Raw genomic sequence first — 19,554 nt, forward strand, 5'->3', positions numbered from 1 at the left:
GCCGATTCGGCCGGTGGGGATTGAGGAGTAAGGTCATGCTTCAGCGCATCATAGACGGGATCAGCGCATCCACGGGCGCGACTGTTCGGCTGACCTCCCTTGCCGCAGGCGCGGCCTTCGCGCTGCTGGTGACGACATGCTTCCTTTGTGCCGCCGCCTTCATCTCGGTCCTGGAAAAATATGGTCCGGTGCAGGCCTGCCTTTCCGGCGCAGGCATCTTCTTCCTGCTGACCCTGGCCGCGGCAGGCTCCTATTGGGGCTACAAGCGCGAGGTGCAGAGGCGCGCCCGGATCGCGGCCGAGCGCGCCGCGAAGTCGGCCGCGCAGAGCATGCTTGCAGATCCGATGCTTCTCGCCACCGGACTCCAGATCGTTCGCGCCATCGGGATCAAACGGCTGTTGCCGATCCTGGCGATCGGCGGCGTCGCCCTCGGCATCCTGGCGAGCCGCACCGGTGTGTCCGAAGAGGTCTCGGCCGAACCGGCCGAGTAAGGACGGGACCGCGTTAAGAAAATTTCGTCAAAAGACGGGCGAGCCCACGCGTGGGCATTATTGGCCGGTTTTCCGCAATTTTGAGCCTCCGGGCCTTACCTCACGCAAACGCTACTCGGACAGGCAGGCGGTTGCCGGTAAAAGCATCATCCTGATTCCCAAAGCTATTTTACTCAATGAAACCGTCCGTCAAGGCGAACCTCGCCGCATTCCATCACGACGCCAGGCTGTATTTGACGCTCGGCATTGCCAATTGGTCGGTTTTCGTCGACCATATACCGAACAACGTCGTCAACCTGCTGACGCTGCGCAACTTCGGCTTCAGCGGCGCGGCGGACCTGTTCGTGTTCGTGGTCGGCTATGGCGTCGCCATCATCCACGGCAGGATGGCACTGGAGCGCGGCTACGTCGTCGCCGCGACGCGAATCTTTCGCCGCGTCTGGCGGCTCTACGCCGCCTATGTCGTGCTGTTCGTGATCTATATCGACGCCATCGCCTATGTCGCCTCGCAATCGATGGCGCCGGAGATCATCCACGAATACAACATCTCGGGGATTCTCGAGCACCCGCTGCGGATCCTGATTGGCGGCCTCGTGCTCCAGGAGGAGCCGCTGAACCTCGACCTTCTGCAGCTGATGATTCCGCTGATGGCCTTCTTTCCGTTCGCGCTGTGGGGTCTGTTGCGACGGCCGAACGTGACGCTTGCGGCATCGGTCGCGCTGTATCTTGCCGCACGCTGGTTCGAGTGGAACTTTCGGGTCTCTCCGGACCAGGAGTGGACCTTCAATCCGCTCTGCTGGCAGATGCTGATGGTGCTGGGCGGCTGGTTCGCCGTCACAGGCGCGCCCGGGCAGGCGCTGCGCGACCTCCCCTGGCTGCGGATACTCGCAGGGAGCTATCTCGTCTTCGCGATGGCGGTCACCCTGTCGCGCCATTCGCCGGCGCTGTCCGTCTATCTGCCGAACCTTCTGCTCGACAGCATCGCGCCGACCGACAAGGAGAGCCTCGCGCCCTATCGCGTGGTCCACTTCCTCGCGCTCGCCTTGCTCGCGACCCATCTCATTCCCGCCGATCATCCCGGCCTGCGATTGAAGCCGCTTCAGGCGGTCATCCGATGCGGCGAGGAATGGCTCGCCGTGTTCTGCGTCGGCGTGTTCCTGTCCTTTGCCGGCCATCTCATCCTGATCACCGGCCCCAATCTGGTGGCGATGCAGATCATGGTGAGCATCATTGGCTTCGCCGCGATGGCCGCGGTCGCCTACTACGTCGCTTGGTCGAAGCGGCAGGACCTGCCTGCCGCCCTGCGGCAGCAGGCCTAGTCACAAAATCGTGCGATTCTGCTAGGCCGAAGACTGTGGCTGCGCTATGCCGGGACTCTGCGTGAGGAGACCGGGCGTGACGACGGGGAAAGGCGGGGATGACGAGGCTGACGGCGCGCCCCGACGCGGACGGCCGAGGTCAATCGAGACCAGCAACGCCATTCTCGAAAGCGCCTATGCGCTGATGGCCTCCACCGGCCTAGCCGCCACCACCATCGACGCAGTCGCCCGCCACTCCAGCGTCTCCAAGATGACGATCTACAAATGGTGGCCATCCCGCGAGGCGCTTTTGATCGACGCCTTTCTTCACCGCGCCGCGCAGATGCTGCCGCTGCCGCCGGCGAGCTCCGGCAACCCCGCGGCGCGCGCACGCCGCCATGCGGCGGCCTATGCCGAGGCGCTCCAGGGCGAGTTCGGCAGGGTGCAGCTCGCCGTCATCTCCGAATGCATCTCGAAGACCGGTTCGGCGGAGCTGTTCTACGCGCGCTATCTGCAATTCCGCCGCGACGCGCTGGTCGAGATGATCGCCGCAGGCCAGAAGGATGGCAGCATCCTGGCCGAGGGGCTTCCTGAGGATCTCTACGATGCGATCTATGGCGGCCTGTTCTACCGCTACGTCTTCGGCATCGCGCCGGCCACGCCGGCTTACGCGCGCAACCTCGTCGATCTCGTGTTGCGGCCGAAGGGTTAGCTGCGCACGGGCCTGACCGGCGCCGAGATCTTGTCAGTGCGGTCGCGCTCGGTCATGTCGATCACCGTCTCCATCGGTGCGGTCAATTCATAGACGTAGGAGACGTCGGTGAAGAAGCGTTTGGCGGTACCCCCTAGCGCCTCGGGCGCGACACGGTCGAGCAGGATCAGGCCGAAATCGGAATCGGGCCGGCGCGTCGCCTCGCTGGTGTTGAACTCCTCCCAGCGGAAATGGAAGACCTCGTTGCCATCCTCGCCCGTCACCGTCCAGTTGGCGGTAATATGCGGATGCTTTCCAACCAGCGACAGGCCCTCGTCGGAATGCGAGGCAAGCTCGAAGAACAGGAGCGACAGGCTCTGCGCCGCCCTCGCGCTGACCGCGATATCAGGACCGGTAACGGCGATGCGGTCGGCATGCGGGATGGCGCGCGCCTCGAACAGGCCCTTCAGCTTGACACCTTGCCACTGACTCTCGCTGAGCAGCGAGACCACGTTGGACATGGCGTGGATGCGCCCGATCAAGAGCTCGCGCGCGATGTCGATGTCCGAGCCGTGGCGCAAGGTGCGCGTCACGATCGACTGGATCACCGCCAGGATGTTCTTGACGCGATGGTTGAGCTCGTCGATGACGGCGGTCAGCCGGCGCTCGAACCCGATTCTGACCTGAATCTCCCGGCTGAGTCGCAGATTGTTGTAGGCGACATAGCCGAACAGGCCGCACACCATCGCCGTGATCGCAAGACCGATCGCCGCCACGATGATCGCGGTCTGCTCGGCGCGACGCGCCGAGTTGGTTTTCGCGTAATAGCTGAGCTGCCAATCGCGGCCACCGAAGCTCACCGTGCGCGTCGCCGACGGCGCCGGCCCGTCCGCTGCAATACTGCGCGTCGAGACCACGCCCTGGTCGTTGGCGATCAGCTCGCCGCCCTCCTTGCGCGGATCCCTGAGCGCGACCGCGAACAACGACATGTCGTCATTGGTCAGCATCAGCGAAGCGAGCTCGTAGGAAAATGTGACGAACCCGGCCGGCTCCGTTGCTCCCTCGGGAATGACCGGAGCAGCAACGATGATGCCGATCGCGCCGTTCCCGCTGATCAACGGCACCGGGTCCGAGGCAACCGACCTCTTCTCGGCGCGCGCGCGCGTCAGCATGGCGCTGCGCACCGGATCCTGATCGTAGCTGCGGCCGGGCAGCGTCTTGGTCTCGTTGCTGCGTGGCTCGAGGTCCATCAGCACGTCGATGGGCTGAGTGACGTCGGCCGGATTGATCGGCTTGTCGTCATAGGAGCGAATCTGCGGATTTGGGAAGCCGGCGCCGGCGATGGCGGCCTGCGCCGCCGCAAGCTCGTTCGGCTTCAGCCGGGCGATCCAGCCGGCCACCACGAAGTCGGTCTTGAAGGCATAGATCGCCGAGCGCAGCGGCTCCAGCATGTTCGGCTTGATCACGGATGGCGCGCGGAACAGGCCCGAGGCGACACGCGCGAGCAGCTCCCGCTCGGTGAGGCGGTCCTGCACCAGACTCGCATGAACGTCGATCGCACGCGCCAGCGCGATCCGGTCCAGAGCCAGCTCCTGGTCGTGGACGCGATAGGCCGCAAGCCCGGAGAGCAAGGCCCCCAGCAGAGCGATGAAGCCGATGATGAAACCCAGCCTGACCACGCGACTACTCAGGCGAACGCAGGAGGTCGGCAATAAACAGGGAGCATATGAGCGCCGCTCGAACGGCCATCTGCCGAAACAGGGTAGACCCTAGCGGCGGAGATAATGGAGGAGGAGGCATCAGTACGCAACTTGGGTCGCCTGAAAAGCTTAATTCCGCCCGGCCGATGGTCTGGCCGGGATGAATTTGCCCCGGCGCCAGAGGTAGTTAATCGCCGTGTCCGAAATTTGTTCCGCGGTTGCGGCGCTGCCCAGGCGTTAACGGCGAAAAACGCCTGCGCCAAGTGGTCGCGTCCTGTCAGCCCGGCCGTTTCAGGCCGCCCTTGGCCTCGATGAAGCCGACGATTCGGTCGAGCCCCTCGCTCTTCTTCAGGTTGGTCATGACGAAGGGACGTTCCCCGCGCATCCGCCTGGCGTCCGTCTCCATCTTCTCCAGGGAGGCGCCGACATGGGGCGCCAGGTCGGTCTTGTTGATGACCAGGAGGTCGGACCGGGTGATGCCGGGGCCACCCTTGGACGGGATCTTGTCGCCGGCGGCGACGTCGATGACGTAGATGGTGAGGTCGGCCAGCTCCGGGGAAAAAGTGGCAGCGAGATTGTCGCCACCGGATTCGATCAGCACGAGATCAAGTCCGGGAAACTTGGCGCGCATGTCCGCGACCGCGGCGAGATTCATCGAGGCATCCTCGCGGATCGCGGTGTGCGGGCAGCCGCCGGTCTCGACGCCGGCGATGCGATCCGGCGTCAGCGATCCCGAACGTACGAGGAACTCCGCATCCCATTTGGTGTAGATGTCGTTGGTGATCGCTGCAATGTCATAGCGCTCGCGCATGGTCTTGCAGAGCAGGTCCATCAGCGCGGTCTTGCCCGATCCGACCGGACCGCCGACGCCGACACGCAGGGGGCCGTGAGATTTCGACATGTCGTACGCTCTCTCTCGATTGGTGGAAGGCCGCACCGATCACGACCGAAACAGCCGCGTATATTGCGCCTCGTGCCGCAGGCTGGCGAGATCGGCCCGAAACGTGGCGCTGCCGAGATCATCCAATGTCGCGTTCAGCGCGCGATTGGCGGTCGCGGCGACGGCGGCTTCCAGCCTCACCAGCACACGCTGGCTATCAGTCTGGCCGAGCGGAATCAGCCGGCTGGCCGCAGAAATCCAGTTCGAGACCAGCGCATGCAGGAAGGCGTGCAGCGTCGGCGCCAGCGGCACGGCATGCATCGCGGCGACAACACCGACCGCGACCGGATAGACCAGCGGCTTGCTGCATTCCGCGACCGTGGCATCCAGCCCGTCGGCATTCCACGCGGCGCGGGCAATGTCGATGAAGGCGCGGCCCTGCGAGGTCGTCTCCAGCTGCCGTTCGCGCGACGGTACGAAGGCGGCGGCGAGCTCGGCGATCTCGTTCAAAGCGACGGTCTCGACCGCTTCCGTGGCGCGGTAGGCATGGACCAGAAACGTTGCGTCACAAAAGCCGGAGCCGTCGCCGAGCATCGCATCGAGCCAATCCGCCAGCGTCGCCGTGTCGGTGATGTCGCCCGCCTCGACCGCCCATTCGAGACCACTGGAATAGGAGAAACCGCCGACCGGGAACGCCGGCGATAGCCAGGTCATCAGCCGGTACAGCGCCGCCGCCTCACCCTCGGCGAAGCCTCCGGTGCCGACCGGCTCATTTGTGGTCATGAGCATGCTTGTGGCCGTGATGATGGTCGGGATGATCGCAATGCTCATCGTTGTGATGATGGTGGCCGTGGCCATGATCATGCGCGGCATGATCATGAGGGTGGTGATCATGATCATTGTGATGATGGCCGTGGTCGTGATGCGCGTGGCCGGCATCGGCGTAGGCCCCACCCTCGGGATCGAACGGCGCCTCGATCTCCATCACGCGGGCGCCGAGACCCTTCACCATGGCCTCGATGACGTGGTCGCGGCGGATACGCAAGGCTTTGGCCATGATCTGCGTCGGCAGATGACGGTTGCCGAGATGCCAGCCGACGCGGATGAGGTGGTGCGGATCACGGCCGCGGATCTCGAGCAGCGGCTCGGGCGCCGCCACCACTTCGACCAGCCGGCCGTCCTCCAGCACCAGCGCATCACCGCCGCGCAGCGCGACGGCATTCTCCAGGTCGAGCAGAAATTCGAGGCCGCGCGTCCCAGTCATGGCCATGCGGCGGCGGTGCCGATCGTCGAAATCGAGCACGACCGTATCCGCTGGCGCTTCCGTGAAGCGGTGCTGTCCCCTGACCTGCGTCGCCCGGATCATCTGCTTTTACCCTGTTACCGAGTCTCGACCTTCTCGGGCGTGATCACCTCGATCTTCGGCGGCGCCGTGAAGCACTTCACCGCGACGCGGCCGAACGTCTTCATGTGCTCCATGCCCCGATGCGGCACCAGCGCTTCGGCGTTCTCCCACTGCTCGACGAACACCATCTTGGCAGGGTCCGTGACGCTTTCGTGCAGATCATAGGCGATATTGCCGGGCTCTTTCCGGGTCTCCTTGATGCAGGCGGTGGCGGCTGCAATGAATTCGGCGCGCGTCTCGGGCTTGATGGTCAAGGTGGCAACGACGTAGATCACGAGAAATCCTCCCGGCTTTTCTTCTGAGGGTTCAATACCGGGCGGGACATTAGACCAGGCCGGACCGAACGCAAAACCGGAAAACGGCCCCGGGGGATGCGTTCCGGGGCCTGTGTTGAGGCGCTATTTCAGTACATGAAATATCGCTGCGCCATCGGCAGCACCTCGGCGGGCGCGCAGGTGAGCAGTTCGCCGTCGGCGCGGACCTCGTAGGTCTCGGGATCGACCTCGATATCGGGCGTGGCGTCGTTGTGGATCATGCTCTTCTTCGAGATCCTGCCGCGGGTGTTCTGGACCGCATAGAGCTTCTTCTCGATGCCGAGCTTGCGCGCCAGCCCGCCCGTGATCGCGGCTTTCGAGGTGAACACCACGGATGACGCCGTGCGCGCCTTGCCGAACGCGCCGAACATCGGCTGGTAGTGCACCGGCTGCGGCGTCGGGATCGAGGCGTTGGGATCGCCCATGGGCGCGGCGACGATGGTGCCGCCCTTGACGATGCAGTCCGGCTTGACGCCGAAGAAGGCCGGCGACCACAGCACGAGATCGGCGAGCTTGCCCTTTTCGACCGATCCGATCAGCTTCGACACGCCATGCGCAATCGCCGGATTGATGGTGTATTTGGCGATGTAGCGCTTGACGCGGAAATTGTCGTTGTCCTTGCCCTTGTCCTGCGGCAGCGATCCGCGCTGCTTCTTCATCTTGTCGGCGGTCTGCCAGGTCCGGATGATGACCTCGCCGAGGCGGCCCATGGCCTGCGAGTCCGAGGACATCATCGAGAGCGCGCCGAGGTCGTGCAGGATGTCTTCGGCGGCGATGGTCTCCTTGCGGATGCGGCTCTCCGCAAAGGCCAGGTCTTCGGCGATCGAGGGATCGAGGTGGTGGCACACCATCAGCATGTCCAGATGCTCGTCGATGGTGTTGCGGGTGAAGGGCCGCGTCGGGTTGGTCGAGGACGGCAGCACGTTCTTCAGGCCGGCGACCTTGATGATATCGGGGGCGTGGCCGCCGCCGGCGCCTTCGGTGTGGAAGGCGTGGATGGTGCGCCCCTTGAATGCCTTGACCGTGTCCTCGACGAAGCCGGACTCGTTCAGCGTGTCGGTGTGGATCATCACCTGGATGTCGTGCGCGTCGGCGACCGACAGGCAGTTGTCGATCGCCGCCGGCGTGGTGCCCCAGTCCTCGTGCAGCTTCAGCGCGCAGGCGCCGGCCTTGATCATCTCGACCAGCGCCGCGGGCCGCGAGGCATTGCCCTTGCCCGAGATGCCGAGGTTGACCGGGAAGGCGTCGAACGACTGGATCATCCGACCCATGTGCCAAGGCCCCGGCGTACAGGTGGTGGCGAAGGTGCCGTGCGAGGGGCCGGTGCCGCCGCCAAGCATCGAGGTCACGCCGGACATCAGCGCGTGGTCGATCTGCTGCGGGCAGATGAAGTGGATGTGGCTGTCGAAGCCGCCGGCGGTGAGAATCTTGCCCTCGCCCGCGATCACGTCGGTGCCCGGGCCAATGATGACGGTGACGCCAGGCTGGATGTCGGGATTGCCGGCCTTGCCGATCGCGGAGATCATGCCGTCCTTGATGGCGACGTCGGCCTTCACGATGCCCCAGTGATCGACGATCAGCGCGTTGGTGATGACGGTGTCGGCCGCACCCTGCCTGTTGGTGACCTGCGACTGCCCCATGCCGTCGCGGATCACCTTCCCGCCCCCGAACTTCACCTCCTCGCCATAGGTGGTGAAATCCTTCTCGACCTCGATGATGAGGTCGGTGTCGGCCAGCCGCACCCTGTCGCCGGTGGTCGGGCCGAACATGTCGGCATAGACGGAACGCTTCATCTTGACGGACATCACAAGCCCCGTTTGCGTTTGAATGTTTGGTCGGTCACAGCACGGCTCTCGCCGCCTTGACGGCGTCGTCGAATTTCTCGTCGAGCCACGCATTGCCGCCGCGGCAGCCCGCAACGACCTGAGTGGCCCATTCAACGTAATCGGCGAGATCCTCGCGCTCCTCGGCACTCGGATCGGTTTGAATGCGCGCGGCTGTATTGCTGATCTTGTCTGCGATCTTGATCAGCTTGGCGCCGGGGGATTTCTTCGGCGCTTCGAGCACCTGAAGCCGTCGCCGCTCGGCCTTCGGCAAACTCATATCGTCGGTGCATTCGACAACGAGCGAGGCGACACGCTCCGAAAATCTCTGCGCTAGCTCCTCGCGCGTGGTGTCGGTGTCCTCGATGGTGTCATGCAACCAGCCGGCTGCGACCAGTTCGGCATCGGCGCCATCGGTCGCGGTGGCGAGCAGGTTCGCAACCTCCGCCAGATGATTGATGTAAGGATCGCTGCCGCGCCCTTTCCGCGCCAAGCCGTTGTGGCGGTGTGCGGCCAGCTCGGCAGCTTCTGAGACGAGGCGGATTGGTGACAGCATGGTTATGCCTCCTCCGAGTCGTCAGAGGCACCGCTCTCTCCGTTCCCTCCCCCCTTGCGGGGGAGGGTCAGGGAGGGGGGTGCTCCGGGCTCCGCTGCCTGAAGGATGGCAAGGACCACACCATCCAGGTTCCTCATCACGTCGTCATTGGTGAAGCGCAACACCCTATAGCCGCGGGAAGCGAACCACTCGTCACGAATCTCGTCGTGACGGATGCGCTCCGCGAAATCGTGACTTTCACCATCAACCTCGATAACGAGCTTGCAGGAATGAGCTACAAAATCGGCGATGTAGCTGCCCATAGGAGCTTGCCGGCGAAACCCGAGGCGAGCCAACCGATGCGCTTTGAGATAACGCCAGAGCAGCGTTTCTGCGCGCGTCATCACGCGCCGCAATTGCCGAGCGCGAGTTCTTTGAAACTGAGAGACCTCGTCGTGTGGCATACCCCCCTCCCCGACCCTCCCCCGCAAGGGGGGAGGGAGCGAGACAGCTGCGCTCACCTCACTGTCGATCACGGCACTCATCTCGACTTACGTCACAGCTTCCCCATGACGTCGCCGCGGAAGCCGTAAATGGTCTTCTTGCCCGCCATGGCCACGAGTTGCACGTCGCGGGTCTGGCCCGGCTCGAAGCGGACGGCGGTGCCGGCGGCGATATCGAGGCGCATGCCGCGGGACTTCTTGCGATCGAATTTCAGGGCCGGGTTGGTCTCGAAGAAATGGTAGTGCGAGCCGACCTGGATCGGCCGGTCGCCGGTGTTGGCGACCGTCAGTGTCACCGTCTTGCGTCCGGCATTGAGCTCGATCTCGCCGTCCTGGATGAAGAGTTCGCCGGGGATCATTCTATCCTCCTCGTCATTCCGGGGCTCGCACAGCGAGAACCCGGAATCTCGAAACCAAAACCTCTGGATTCCGGGTTCGCCCTGCGGGCGCCCCGGAATGACGCGCGTGTTTACCTGATCGGCTCGTGGACGGTGACGAGCTTGGTACCGTCAGGAAAGGTCGCCTCGACCTGGATGTCGTGGATCATCTCGGGAATGCCCGGCATCACCTGTTCCCGGCTCAGCACCTGTGCGCCGGACTGCATCAGCTCGGCGACGGTACGGCCGTCGCGCGCTCCTTCGAGGATGAAATCGGAGATGATCGCGATCGCCTCGGGATGGTTGAGCTTGACGCCGCGGTCCAGCCGGCGGCGGGCGACAATGGCCGCCATCGAGATCAGAAGCTTGTCCTTTTCGCGGGGAGACAGATTCATGCGACATCTCTTCCGTTCAACGCATCAATTCAACCATAGCCGTGGCAGCGCGGCGCCGCTGCGCGCCAGCACCGCCATCATGTCGGCGCGCAAACGCGCCGCATCTTGGGCACAGAACCGCGCCATTGCAAAGCCGTTCCAGGCGGATATCCCGACCTCGCCGGTGAACGATTCCGAGGACTCGCGGATGCGCTCGACCAGGGCCTCGTCGCCGGGCACGATCAGGGCCATGCCAATCGCAGCACCGCCCTTGGCGACGGCCGATCGCCGAAGTTTGGCGCCGATATTGCCATCCAGCCTGACGGTTTCGGCGAACACCAGCTTGCCGCCGCGGGAGAGCCGCCAGCGATCGATGAACTCGCCCTGCTCCATCCGCTCGCCCATGGCGGTGCGGCCGAACACCACGATCTCGCACAGCAGGAGCGAGGCATTCTCGTCGAGCGCGATGTCGAAGCGGCGATGGACCCGGGCCCGGTCGAACAGAATCGTCTCCTGCGGCAGCCAGGCGAGATGTGCGCCTGCGTCGACCTTCAGGGCAATATTGAGCTCGGCCGCCTGCCCCGGCGCGCGATAAACCTTCTCTGCGGCCGCAGTCGTCAGTGTCAACCGCGCAGCAGCAGCGGCCGCGATCTCAATGTCGAAGCGATCGCCGCCAGCGACCCCACCGGCCGTGTTGACGAACACGCCGGAGAGCCCTTCGCCTTCCGGCGAGGGAAAGCGCACGCGCAGCGAGCCGGATTCATGCAAGGTCCCGCGCCGTGTCACGCCATCGCGCACATGGACGTCGAAGCGCACCGCGCCGCGGGCGCGGTTCGCCTCGAAAACCGTCGATGTCGCTGAAACGTCGCTGCGCATCCGCCTCCCCAGCCGGTCGCGGTAGAATGCCTACAGCGCCATCTGGCGGCTGATTTCGCCGGGGTCCAGGTTGGCGCGATCGCAGGTGAACTTCACCGCGCCACGATCCATCACCGCGAAACTGTCGCCGAGTTCGCAGGCAAAGTCGAGATATTGTTCGACCAGCACGATGGCGATGTTGCCGAGGTTGCGCAGATAAGAGATCGCGCGGCCGATGTCCTTGATGATCGACGGCTGGATCCCTTCGGTCGGCTCATCGAGCAGCAGGAGCTTCGGCCGCATCACCAGCGCGCGGCCGATCGCGAGCTGCTGCTGCTGGCCGCCGGACAAATCGCCGCCGCGCCGGCCGAGCATGGATTGCAGCACCGGAAACAGGGAGAATACGTCGTCCGGAATGTGCTTGTCCTCGCGCTTGAGCGGACCGAAACCGGTTTTGAGATTCTCCTCGACCGTCAAGAGCGGAAAGATCTCGCGGCCCTGCGGCACAAAACCGATGCCCTTGCGGGCGCGCTCGTAGGGCTTGAGGCCCGTGATGTCGCTGCCGTCGAGCACGATCGCGCCCGAGGCGATCGGATATTGCCCGACCATCGCGCGCAGCAGCGAAGTCTTGCCGACGCCGTTGCGGCCGAGCACGCAGGTCACCTTGCCCGGCTCGGCCGAGATTGAGACGCCGCGCAGCGCCTGCGCGGCGCCGTAGAACAGGTTGATGTCCTTGACCTCAAGCATCGCTCAGCGTCCCAGATAGACTTCGATGACCCGCTCGTTGGACGAGACCTGGTCGATGGTTCCTTCCGCGAGCACGGTGCCCTCGTGCAGGCAGGTCACCTTGACGCCGAGTTCGCGCACGAACGTCATGTCGTGCTCGACGACCATCACGGTATGGGTCTTGTTGATCTCCTTGAGCAGCTCGGCGGTGAGATGCGTCTCGACGTCGGTCATCCCGGCGACGGGCTCATCGACGAGGAGCAGCTTCGGGTCCTGCGCCAGCAGCATGCCGATTTCGAGCCACTGCTTCTGGCCGTGGCTGAGGCTGCCGGCGAGGCGGTTGCGGGCGTCGGTGAGGCGGATCGTCTCCAGCACCTTGTCGATGCGCTCGGACTCGGCCTTGCTGCCGCGCCAGAACAGCGTGCCCTTGACGCTGTGATCGACATTGAGCGCGAGCAGCAGGTTGTCCTGCACGCTCTGGCTCTCGAACACAGTCGGCTTCTGGAATTTGCGGCCGATGCCGAGCTCGGCGATGCGGGTCTCGTCCAGCCGTGTCAAATCGGTGACGCCGTCGAACAGAACCGTGCCCTCGTCGGGCTTGGTCTTGCCGGTGATGATGTCCATCATCGTGGTCTTGCCGGCCCCGTTCGGGCCGATGATGGCGCGCATCTCGCCGGGCTCGAGCGTCAGCGACAGATTGTTGATGGCGTGGAAGCCGTCGAACGAGACGTGCACGCCGTCGAGATAGAGCATTGCGGAGGTTGCGCGGTTGTCCATGACATTCATGTGCGCCTACTCCGCCATCTTGGGTTCGGCGACGCCGTCCTCGGCCGCGGCGCTCGCCATGGTCGCGGCGTTGCGCTTTTCCTTCGACTGGTCCCACCACGCGTTGAAGGTGCCGACGATGCCCTTGGGCAGCAGCAGCGTCACCAGGATGAACAGCGCGCCCAGCATGAACAGCCAATAAGGCGCCAGCACGCCGGAGGTGAAGAACGTCTTGGCGTAGTTGACGACGACGGCGCCGAGTGCAGCGCCGACCAGGGTGCCGCGGCCGCCGACCGCGACCCAGATCACCGCCTCGATCGAATTGCCCGGCGCGAATTCGGATGGGTTGATGATGCCGACCTGCGGCACGTAAAGCGCGCCGGCAACGCCGGCCATGCAGGCCGACACCGTGAACACGAACAGCTTGTAGGATTCGACGCGGTAGCCGAGGAAGCGGGTACGCGATTCCGCGTCACGCACCGCGATCAGCACCTTGCCGAGCTTGGAGGAGACGATGGACCGGCAGATCAGGAAACCCCCGATCAACGCCAGGCAGCTCAGCGCGAACAGCGCCGCGCGGGTGCCCTCCGCCTGGACGTTGAAGCCGAGGATGTCCTTGAAGTCGGTCAGGCCGTTGTTGCCGCCGAAGCCGAAATCGTTGCGGAAGAAGGCCAGCAGCAGCGCATAGGTCATCGCCTGCGTGATGATCGACAGATAGACGCCGGTGACGCGGGAGCGGAACGCGAGCCAGCCGAAGCAGAAGGCGAGCAGGCCGGGCACGACCAGCACCATCAGCGCGGCAAACCAGAACATGTCGAAACCGTACCAGTACCAGGGCAGCTTCGAATAATTCAGGAACACCATGAAGTCGGGCAGGATCGGATTGCCGTAGACGCCGCGGGTGCCGATCTGCCGCATCAGGTACATGCCCATGGCATAGCCGCCGAGCGCGAAGAACGCGCCGTGGCCGAGCGAGAGGATGCCGCAATAGCCCCAGATCAGGTCGATGGAGAGCGCCAGGATGGCATAGCAGACATATTTGCCCCAGAGCGCGACGAGGTAGGTCGGCACTTGCAGGAACGAGTCCGCGGGCAGCAGCAGGTTGGAGAGCGGGATGAGGATGCCACAGGCGGCGACGACGGCAAGGAAGACCGTCGCGCCGCGGTCCAGCGATCGCGTCAGCATGTGAGGGGTCATGCTTCCACCGCACGGCCCTTGAGCGCGAACAGGCCGCGCGGGCGCTTTTGAATGAACAGGATGATGAGAACCAGAATCGCGATCTTGCCGAGCACGGCGCCGGCGACCGGCTCCAGGAACTTGTTGGCGATGCCCAGCGTAAAGGCGCCGACCAGCGTGCCCCAGAGATTGCCGACGCCGCCGAACACCACGACCATAAAGCTGTCGATGATATAGCTCTGGCCGAGATTGGGGCTGACATTGTCGATCTGCGACAACGCCACGCCGGCGATGCCGGCAATGCCCGAGCCGAGCCCGAAGGTCAGCGCATCGACGCGCGAGGTAGCGATGCCCATCGAGGCCGCCATGCGGCGGTTCTGCGTCACCGCGCGCATCTCGAGCCCGAGCACGGTGTAGCGCAGCATCGCGAGCAGGATCGCGAACACAGCGAGCGTGAAGCAGAGGATCCAGAGCCGGTTATAGGTGATGGTGATCTGACCGAGCTCGAAGGCACCGCTCATCCAGGAGGGATTGCCGACCTCGCGGTTGGTCGGGCCGAACATGGTGCGCACCGCCTGCTGCAGCACCAAGGAAAGGCCCCAGGTCGCCAGCAGCGTCTCCAGCGGACGGCCGTAGAGGAAGCGGATGATGCTGCGCTCGATCAAGACGCCGATCGCGCCGGCGACGACGAAGGCGAGCGGCACGGCGATCAGCAGAGAATAGTCGAACAGGCCGGGATAGCGGGTGCGGATCACCTCCTGCACCACGAAGGTGGTGTAGGCCCCGATCATCACCATCTCGCCATGCGCCATGTTGATGACGCCCATCACGCCGAAAGTGATGGCGAGCCCGATCGCGGCGAGCAGCAACACCGAGCCGAGCGAGAGGCCGTACCAGGCATTCTGCACCATGGACCAGACCGCGAGCGAATTCTGGATCGAGCCGATCGCGCTCGCGGCGGCCTTGGTCACCGACGCCGGCTGGTCGCCCATGCCGGTGAGCAGCGCCAGCACCTCCTGATCGCCGCGCGCCTTGAGCGTAGCGACCGCCTCGAGCTTTTCGACTTCGGTGGCGTCGGATTTGAACAGCAGGATCGCGGCCCGGGCCTCACCGAGCGCGGTCTTGACGGATCTGTTGGTTTCCTTGGCAAGCGCGGCATCGACCGCCTCGAGCGCGGTCTCCTCGTGCGACTTGAAGACGGACTGCGCGGCCTGGAGACGCGTTTCGACATCCGGCGACTGCAGCGTCAGGCTGCCGAGCGCGGCATCGACGCTGCGGCGCAGGCGGTTGTTGAGGCGGACCGCGCTCGCGCTGTCGGGAACGCTGGCGACGGCCTCACCGGTCGCGGCATCGATCGACTTGCCGTCGGCGCCGGTGACGTAAACCTTCTTGCTGTCCGGATCGGCCATCAACCGGCCGTCCTGGAGCGCGCTGATGATGGGAAATGCCAGCTTGTTGCCGCTCCCGGCGACTACGCCGATCGCCTCCTCCGTGTCGGAGAAATCATCATTGGCGAATTTGGCGACCGCGTCCTCGAACGGACCGGCGAAGGCCGGCAGCGCGAACGCGATCAGGAACAAGGAGAGCACAAGCGAGCAGAGGCGCGCGGACAAATGGGCTGGCACTGTGAATGACCCCGGCAGAATGGGTGGAGAAGGCGGCGGGATCGCCGCCCTCTCCGATCGTGCAATGGAGCGTCAGATCCGGATCAGGAGCCAGAACCGAGGCACTTGTTGGTCTTGGTGTTGAAGTTGCCGCACTTCTTGCCGACCCAGTCGCCGATCAGGTCCTTGGAGCCTTCCAGCTCCTTCGACCAGGCATCGCCCGCGACGAGGCCCGGCGTCTTCCAGACCACGTCGAACTGGCCGTTCGCCTTGATCTCGCCGATGAACACGGGCTTGGTGATGTGGTGGTTCGGCAGCATCTTCGACACGCCGCCGGTCAGGTTCGGCGCCTCGATGCCGGGAAGCGCGTCGATCACCTTGTCCGGATCGGTAGACTTCACCTTCTCGACCGCCTTCACCCACATGTTGAAGCCGATCACGTGCGCTTCCATCGGATCGTTGGTCACGCGCTTCGGGTTCTTGGTGTAGGCCTGCCAGTCCTTGATGAACTTCTCGTTCGACCCGTCCTTGGTCTTGATCGACTCGAAGTAGTTCCAGGCGGCGAGATGGCCGACCAGCGGCTTGGTGTCGATGCCGGCGAGCTCTTCCTCACCCACCGAGAACGCGACCACCGGGATGTCCTTGGCCTTGATGCCCTGGTTGCCGAGCTCCTTGTAGAAGGGAACGTTGGCGTCGCCATTGATGGTCGAGACCACCGCGGTCTTCTTGCCGGCCGAGCCGAACTTCTTGATGTCGGCCACGATCGTCTGCCAGTCGGAGTGACCGAACGGCGTGTAGTTGATCATGATGTCTTCCTGGGCGACCCCCTTGGACTTCAGATAGGCCTCCAGGATCTTGTTGGTGGTGCGCGGATAGACGTAGTCGGTGCCCGCGAGCACCCAGCGCTTCACCTTCTCTTCCTTCATCAGATAGTCGACGGCGGGGATCGCCTGCTGGTTCGGCGCCGCACCGGTGTAGAACACGTTGCGCTCGCTCTCCTCGCCCTCGTACTGCACGGGGTAGAATAGGATGTTGTTCAGCTCCTTGAAGACCGGGAGCACCGACTTGCGCGACACCGAGGTCCAGCAGCCGAACACGGCCGAGACCTTGTCCTTGGTGATCAGCTCGCGTGCCTTTTCGGCGAACAACGGCCAGTTCGATGCGGGATCGACGACGACGGCTTCCAGCTTCTTGCCCAGCAAGCCGCCCTTCTTGTTCTGCTCGTCAATCAGAAAGAGGATGGTGTCCTTCAGCGTGGTTTCGCTGATCGCCATGGTGCCGGACAGGGAGTGGAGCACGCCGACCTTGATGGTGTCGTCCGCGGCCTTCGCGCCAGTCAATGAAGCCAGACCAAGCACCAGTCCGGCGGTCGCGGCGAGCACGCCGCGGCGGCTAAATGACGCCGCTATATCGTGAGTGGATTTGTTAAACATGAGTGTCTCATCTCCCTGACGCAGACGTGAAAACGCTGCGAAACGGCCCCACGGCCGCCTGCGATTAACGGAATCGCAAGAACCATGCCATGGACTAGGCACTCATCAACCAATTGATTTCACTTAGATAATCGGCATAAATCAAAGTTTCGCTGCATTCAATTCGCCCAAAATCCAGGCAGAAAAAATGTATGCGAAAGCGGCATGCAGGTTATTTTGTAGGCAAATCATAGATCTTGGCTAAATTTCCGGCATCACTATTTCCGCCCGCAATCGTTGTTTCCGGCGAGTTCGCCTTGAAAGTGCCCCCTCGATGTTCCATATGACCTTTGGAGACCTCCTGCGAATCAAGAGGTCGTAGCAAGCCGCGTGTTCTTAAGCCCGTACGGGTCTCTGGCTTGCCCCATATCTCCCAAGCCATCCGACACCCCAAACACGCAGGTGTCTTCTCGACACCCTTTTGCGCGCGCCGCGCCGAATGCGCCGGGCGCCCGCTTTTGACATGGAAAGAACCCTTTTGACTTCGTTTCAGGACTTCGGCCTCGCCGAACCCATCGCGCGCGCTCTTCGTGAAGAGAATTACGTCACCCCAACCCCGATCCAGGCTCAGACCATCCCGCTGGCGCTGACCGGCCGCGACGTCGTCGGCATCGCCCAGACCGGAACCGGCAAGACCGCGTCCTTCGCGCTGCCGATCCTGCACCGCCTGCTCGAGAACCGCATCAAGCCGCAGCCCAAGACCTGCCGCGTGCTGGTGCTCTCTCCGACCCGCGAACTGTCGGGGCAGATCCTCGACAGCTTCAACGCCTATGGCCGCCATGTCCGCCTGTCCTCCACGCTCGCCATCGGCGGCGTGCCGATGGGCCGCCAGGTCCGCGCCCTGATGCAGGGCGTCGAGGTGCTGGTCGCAACACCCGGCCGCCTGCTCGACCTCGTGCAGAGCAACGGGCTGAAGCTTGGCAGCGTCGAATTCCTCGTGCTCGACGAGGCCGACCGCATGCTCGACATGGGCTTCATCAATGACATCCGCAAAATCGTCGCGAAACTCCCGATCAAGCGGCAGACGCTGTTCTTCTCGGCCACCATGCCGAAGGACATCGCCGAGCTCGCCGACGCCATGCTGCGCGATCCCGCCCGCGTCGCGGTGACCCCGGTCTCCTCGACCGCCGAGCGGATCAACCAGCGCATCGTCCAGGTCGATTTCTCCGCCAAGCCCGCCTTCCTGACCAAGCTTCTGAAAGACGAGCCGGTCAACCGCGCACTGGTCTTCACCCGCACCAAGCACGGCGCCGACAAGGTGGTGAAGTCGCTCGAGAAGGCCGGCATCCCTGCCAGCGCCATCCACGGCAACAAGTCTCAGAACCATCGCGAGCGCACACTCGCCCAGTTCCGCTCGGGCGAGATCCGCACCCTGGTCGCCACCGATATCGCCGCCCGCGGCATCGACGTCGACGGCATCAGCCACGTCATCAATTTCGACCTGCCGAACGTGCCGGAAACCTACGTCCACCGCATCGGCCGCACCGCGCGCGCCGGCGCCGACGGCACCGCGATCTCGCTGGTCGCAGGCGGCGAGGAGCTCAGCTATCTCCGCGACATCGAACGGCTGATCAAGGTGGCACTGCCGCGCGAGGATCTTCGCACCGACGCCGGTCGCCGCGATGCGGGTTCTCCCCCGCAACAGCAGCGGCAGGGCAGGCCGGGCGGCCGCCCGGGCCAGCGTCCGCAGGGCGCACGGCTTGGTGGTGACGGACGTCGCGACGACAGGCACGCCGACGGGCGCCACCACAGCGCCGGCAGGCCTGGTGACGGACGGCCCGGCGAAGGGCGCCACGAAGGACGTCACGCCGAGGGCAGACCTGTTGATGGCCGGCCCGGTGAAGGCCACAAGGCCTCCAAGGGGTCTCGCCGCCGCCGTGGTTCCGGTGGTAAGATGAACTCCTCACCAGCCGATCGGTCGGAACAGCGTCCCGCGCATGGCGCCGGCAAGCCTGATGGAATACAAGGCGTTGCCTTTTTGCGTCGCGAGAGTCGCCCCAACGGCCGACCGAACCGCAATCCTCATTCGAACTAGCAGTCCACGACTGGAGACACCCACATGGCTAAGGAAGAGCTGATCCAGTTCGAAGGACTGGTCACCGAAATCCTCCCCGACGCCCGCTACCGCGTGCAGCTCGACGCCGGACACGAGATCGTCGCCTATACCGCCGGCAAGATGAAGAAGAACCGCATCAAGACGCTCGCGGGCGACCGCGTGACGGTGGAGATGTCGCCCTATGACCTCGAGAAGGGCCGACTGATTTTCCGCCACAAGGACGAACGTCCCAGCGGGGTGGGCGGACCTCCGCGTCCCGGACAGCGCGGCGGCCAGTTCCGTCGCCGCTAGTTCGGCTGCGGCGCGCACGCGCGAGACAAAAATTCCGACTGAGATATTGATCCGCCGCTGAGGTCACGGCGGATCAAAAAATCGTGCACGTCCGGATTGTTTCGGACCCCTGTTTCCGATAAAATGAATTAATCGATTTTCGGCCGGACGACATTGGCATCCACCGGTACAGCCGGTTCAGACACGCTGACGACCCTTCCAGAAATTCGATCTAACCT

The 19,554-nt window shown here is 64.2% G+C and carries 21 protein-coding genes; 5 read left to right on the forward strand and 16 right to left on the reverse strand.

Translation table 11 applies throughout. The features are described from left to right. Positions 1 to 35 precede the first annotated feature (35 nt). The 3 genes from IC50_RS20205 (at position 36) to IC50_RS20215 (ending at position 2,501) form a co-directional block, all read left to right on the forward strand. Positions 36 to 491 (forward strand): hypothetical protein, encoded by a 456-nt coding sequence (locus IC50_RS20205; protein ID WP_035708609.1) that lies wholly within the window; start codon positions 36 to 38, stop codon positions 489 to 491. A gap of 176 nt (positions 492 to 667) precedes the next feature. Then, positions 668 to 1,810, forward strand: a complete 1,143-nt coding sequence (locus tag IC50_RS20210; protein WP_035708611.1) for an OpgC domain-containing protein — start codon at positions 668 to 670, stop codon at positions 1,808 to 1,810. A 46-nt stretch (positions 1,811 to 1,856) separates the two neighbouring features. Beyond that, a complete protein-coding gene (locus tag IC50_RS20215; RefSeq protein WP_050991040.1) occupies positions 1,857 to 2,501 on the forward strand; it encodes a TetR/AcrR family transcriptional regulator in 645 nt (214 codons plus the stop codon). On the opposite strand, the gene IC50_RS20220 is transcribed toward IC50_RS20215, so the two are convergent. From IC50_RS20220 to urtA, 16 genes are all read right to left on the reverse strand, one after another. After that, positions 2,498 to 4,159 carry a CHASE domain-containing protein gene (locus IC50_RS20220; protein ID WP_035708614.1) on the reverse strand — a complete coding sequence of 554 codons (1,662 nt, stop codon included), beginning with the start codon at positions 4,157 to 4,159 and terminating at the stop codon, positions 2,498 to 2,500. The genes IC50_RS20215 and IC50_RS20220 overlap by 4 nt on opposite strands. 298 nt (positions 4,160 to 4,457) lie before the next feature. Continuing rightward, positions 4,458 to 5,081: an urease accessory protein UreG gene (gene ureG, locus IC50_RS20225; RefSeq protein ID WP_035708617.1), complete on the reverse strand. Its 624-nt coding sequence runs from the start codon at positions 5,079 to 5,081 to the stop codon at positions 4,458 to 4,460. Positions 5,082 to 5,120: 39 nt separating this feature from the next. Beyond that, entirely contained in the window at positions 5,121 to 5,849 is a 729-nt protein-coding gene (locus IC50_RS20230; RefSeq protein ID WP_035708620.1) for an urease accessory protein UreF, read from the reverse strand. After that, positions 5,830 to 6,426 carry an urease accessory protein UreE gene (gene ureE / locus IC50_RS20235; RefSeq protein ID WP_035708624.1) on the reverse strand — a complete coding sequence of 199 codons (597 nt, stop codon included), beginning with the start codon at positions 6,424 to 6,426 and terminating at the stop codon, positions 5,830 to 5,832. The genes IC50_RS20230 and ureE overlap by 20 nt, the downstream gene beginning before the upstream one ends. A 14-nt stretch (positions 6,427 to 6,440) precedes the next feature. Further along, positions 6,441 to 6,740: a putative quinol monooxygenase gene (locus IC50_RS20240; protein ID WP_018318764.1), complete on the reverse strand. Its 300-nt coding sequence runs from the start codon at positions 6,738 to 6,740 to the stop codon at positions 6,441 to 6,443. A gap of 128 nt (positions 6,741 to 6,868) precedes the next feature. Further along, positions 6,869 to 8,584 carry an urease subunit alpha gene (ureC, locus tag IC50_RS20245; protein WP_035708635.1) on the reverse strand — a complete coding sequence of 572 codons (1,716 nt, stop codon included), beginning with the start codon at positions 8,582 to 8,584 and terminating at the stop codon, positions 6,869 to 6,871. A gap of 34 nt (positions 8,585 to 8,618) precedes the next feature. Further along, positions 8,619 to 9,158, reverse strand: a complete 540-nt coding sequence (locus tag IC50_RS20250) for an HD domain-containing protein (protein ID WP_035708638.1) — start codon at positions 9,156 to 9,158, stop codon at positions 8,619 to 8,621. 2 nt (positions 9,159 to 9,160) lie between these two features. Beyond that, complete coding sequence (locus tag IC50_RS20255; RefSeq protein WP_035708718.1) at positions 9,161 to 9,601, reverse strand: endonuclease domain-containing protein; 441 nt, start codon at positions 9,599 to 9,601, stop codon at positions 9,161 to 9,163. A 92-nt stretch (positions 9,602 to 9,693) separates the two neighbouring features. After that, entirely contained in the window at positions 9,694 to 9,999 is a 306-nt protein-coding gene (locus tag IC50_RS20260; protein ID WP_035708642.1) for an urease subunit beta, read from the reverse strand. Positions 10,000 to 10,109: 110 nt separating this feature from the next. Beyond that, on the reverse strand, positions 10,110 to 10,412 hold the full coding sequence (locus tag IC50_RS20265; RefSeq protein ID WP_035708648.1) for an urease subunit gamma: 303 nt from the start codon (positions 10,410 to 10,412) through the stop codon (positions 10,110 to 10,112). A gap of 24 nt (positions 10,413 to 10,436) precedes the next feature. Then, positions 10,437 to 11,267: an urease accessory protein UreD gene (locus tag IC50_RS20270; protein WP_035708654.1), complete on the reverse strand. Its 831-nt coding sequence runs from the start codon at positions 11,265 to 11,267 to the stop codon at positions 10,437 to 10,439. Between the two features lie 30 nt (positions 11,268 to 11,297). Next, positions 11,298 to 11,993 carry an urea ABC transporter ATP-binding subunit UrtE gene (urtE, locus tag IC50_RS20275; RefSeq protein WP_035708661.1) on the reverse strand — a complete coding sequence of 232 codons (696 nt, stop codon included), beginning with the start codon at positions 11,991 to 11,993 and terminating at the stop codon, positions 11,298 to 11,300. Positions 11,994 to 11,996: 3 nt separating this feature from the next. Further along, complete coding sequence (gene urtD / locus IC50_RS20280) at positions 11,997 to 12,758, reverse strand: urea ABC transporter ATP-binding protein UrtD (RefSeq protein WP_035708667.1); 762 nt, start codon at positions 12,756 to 12,758, stop codon at positions 11,997 to 11,999. Positions 12,759 to 12,764: 6 nt separating this feature from the next. After that, positions 12,765 to 13,934, reverse strand: a complete 1,170-nt coding sequence (gene urtC / locus IC50_RS20285) for an urea ABC transporter permease subunit UrtC (RefSeq protein WP_035708673.1) — start codon at positions 13,932 to 13,934, stop codon at positions 12,765 to 12,767. Beyond that, a complete protein-coding gene (gene urtB / locus IC50_RS20290; protein ID WP_035708679.1) occupies positions 13,931 to 15,538 on the reverse strand; it encodes an urea ABC transporter permease subunit UrtB in 1,608 nt (535 codons plus the stop codon). Before urtB ends, urtC begins: the two co-directional genes overlap by 4 nt. A gap of 83 nt (positions 15,539 to 15,621) precedes the next feature. Continuing rightward, complete coding sequence (gene urtA, locus IC50_RS20295; protein ID WP_035708686.1) at positions 15,622 to 16,950, reverse strand: urea ABC transporter substrate-binding protein; 1,329 nt, start codon at positions 16,948 to 16,950, stop codon at positions 15,622 to 15,624. A 478-nt stretch (positions 16,951 to 17,428) separates the two neighbouring features. Between urtA and IC50_RS20300 the strand changes: the two genes are divergently transcribed. Both IC50_RS20300 and infA read left to right on the forward strand, forming a co-directional pair. Then, positions 17,429 to 19,024 carry a DEAD/DEAH box helicase gene (locus tag IC50_RS20300; protein WP_050991041.1) on the forward strand — a complete coding sequence of 532 codons (1,596 nt, stop codon included), beginning with the start codon at positions 17,429 to 17,431 and terminating at the stop codon, positions 19,022 to 19,024. A 24-nt stretch (positions 19,025 to 19,048) separates the two neighbouring features. Next, positions 19,049 to 19,336, forward strand: coding sequence for a translation initiation factor IF-1 (gene infA, locus IC50_RS20305; RefSeq protein WP_008131890.1), 288 nt, complete (start codon positions 19,049 to 19,051; stop codon positions 19,334 to 19,336). The last annotated feature ends 218 nt before the right edge of the window (positions 19,337 to 19,554 follow it).

The sequence above is a fragment of the Bradyrhizobium genomosp. I (2014) genome, from assembly GCF_000261685.1.
In the GTDB taxonomy this organism is placed as follows: domain Bacteria; phylum Pseudomonadota; class Alphaproteobacteria; order Rhizobiales; family Xanthobacteraceae; genus Bradyrhizobium.

Bases quoted from the DNA above. Each gene is read 5' to 3' on its own strand.
- IC50_RS20205 (WP_035708609.1), top strand. From the start codon at position 36: ATGCTTCAGCGCATCATAGACGGGATCAGCGCATCCACGGGCGCGACT.
- IC50_RS20210 (WP_035708611.1), top strand. From the start codon at position 668: ATGAAACCGTCCGTCAAGGCGAACCTCGCCGCATTCCATCACGACGCC.
- IC50_RS20215 (WP_050991040.1), top strand. From the start codon at position 1,857: ATGCCGGGACTCTGCGTGAGGAGACCGGGCGTGACGACGGGGAAAGGC.
- ureG (WP_035708617.1), bottom strand. From the start codon at position 5,081: ATGTCGAAATCTCACGGCCCCCTGCGTGTCGGCGTCGGCGGTCCGGTC.
- IC50_RS20230 (WP_035708620.1), bottom strand. From the start codon at position 5,849: ATGCTCATGACCACAAATGAGCCGGTCGGCACCGGAGGCTTCGCCGAG.
- ureE (WP_035708624.1), bottom strand. From the start codon at position 6,426: ATGATCCGGGCGACGCAGGTCAGGGGACAGCACCGCTTCACGGAAGCG.
- ureC (WP_035708635.1), bottom strand. From the start codon at position 8,584: ATGTCCGTCAAGATGAAGCGTTCCGTCTATGCCGACATGTTCGGCCCG.
- IC50_RS20250 (WP_035708638.1), bottom strand. From the start codon at position 9,158: ATGCTGTCACCAATCCGCCTCGTCTCAGAAGCTGCCGAGCTGGCCGCA.
- IC50_RS20255 (WP_035708718.1), bottom strand. From the start codon at position 9,601: ATGCCACACGACGAGGTCTCTCAGTTTCAAAGAACTCGCGCTCGGCAA.
- IC50_RS20260 (WP_035708642.1), bottom strand. From the start codon at position 9,999: ATGATCCCCGGCGAACTCTTCATCCAGGACGGCGAGATCGAGCTCAAT.
- IC50_RS20265 (WP_035708648.1), bottom strand. From the start codon at position 10,412: ATGAATCTGTCTCCCCGCGAAAAGGACAAGCTTCTGATCTCGATGGCG.
- IC50_RS20270 (WP_035708654.1), bottom strand. From the start codon at position 11,267: ATGCGCAGCGACGTTTCAGCGACATCGACGGTTTTCGAGGCGAACCGC.
- urtE (WP_035708661.1), bottom strand. From the start codon at position 11,993: ATGCTTGAGGTCAAGGACATCAACCTGTTCTACGGCGCCGCGCAGGCG.
- urtD (WP_035708667.1), bottom strand. From the start codon at position 12,758: ATGAATGTCATGGACAACCGCGCAACCTCCGCAATGCTCTATCTCGAC.
- urtC (WP_035708673.1), bottom strand. From the start codon at position 13,934: ATGACCCCTCACATGCTGACGCGATCGCTGGACCGCGGCGCGACGGTC.
- urtA (WP_035708686.1), bottom strand. From the start codon at position 16,950: ATGTTTAACAAATCCACTCACGATATAGCGGCGTCATTTAGCCGCCGC.
- IC50_RS20300 (WP_050991041.1), top strand. From the start codon at position 17,429: ATGCGCCGGGCGCCCGCTTTTGACATGGAAAGAACCCTTTTGACTTCG.
- infA (WP_008131890.1), top strand. From the start codon at position 19,049: ATGGCTAAGGAAGAGCTGATCCAGTTCGAAGGACTGGTCACCGAAATC.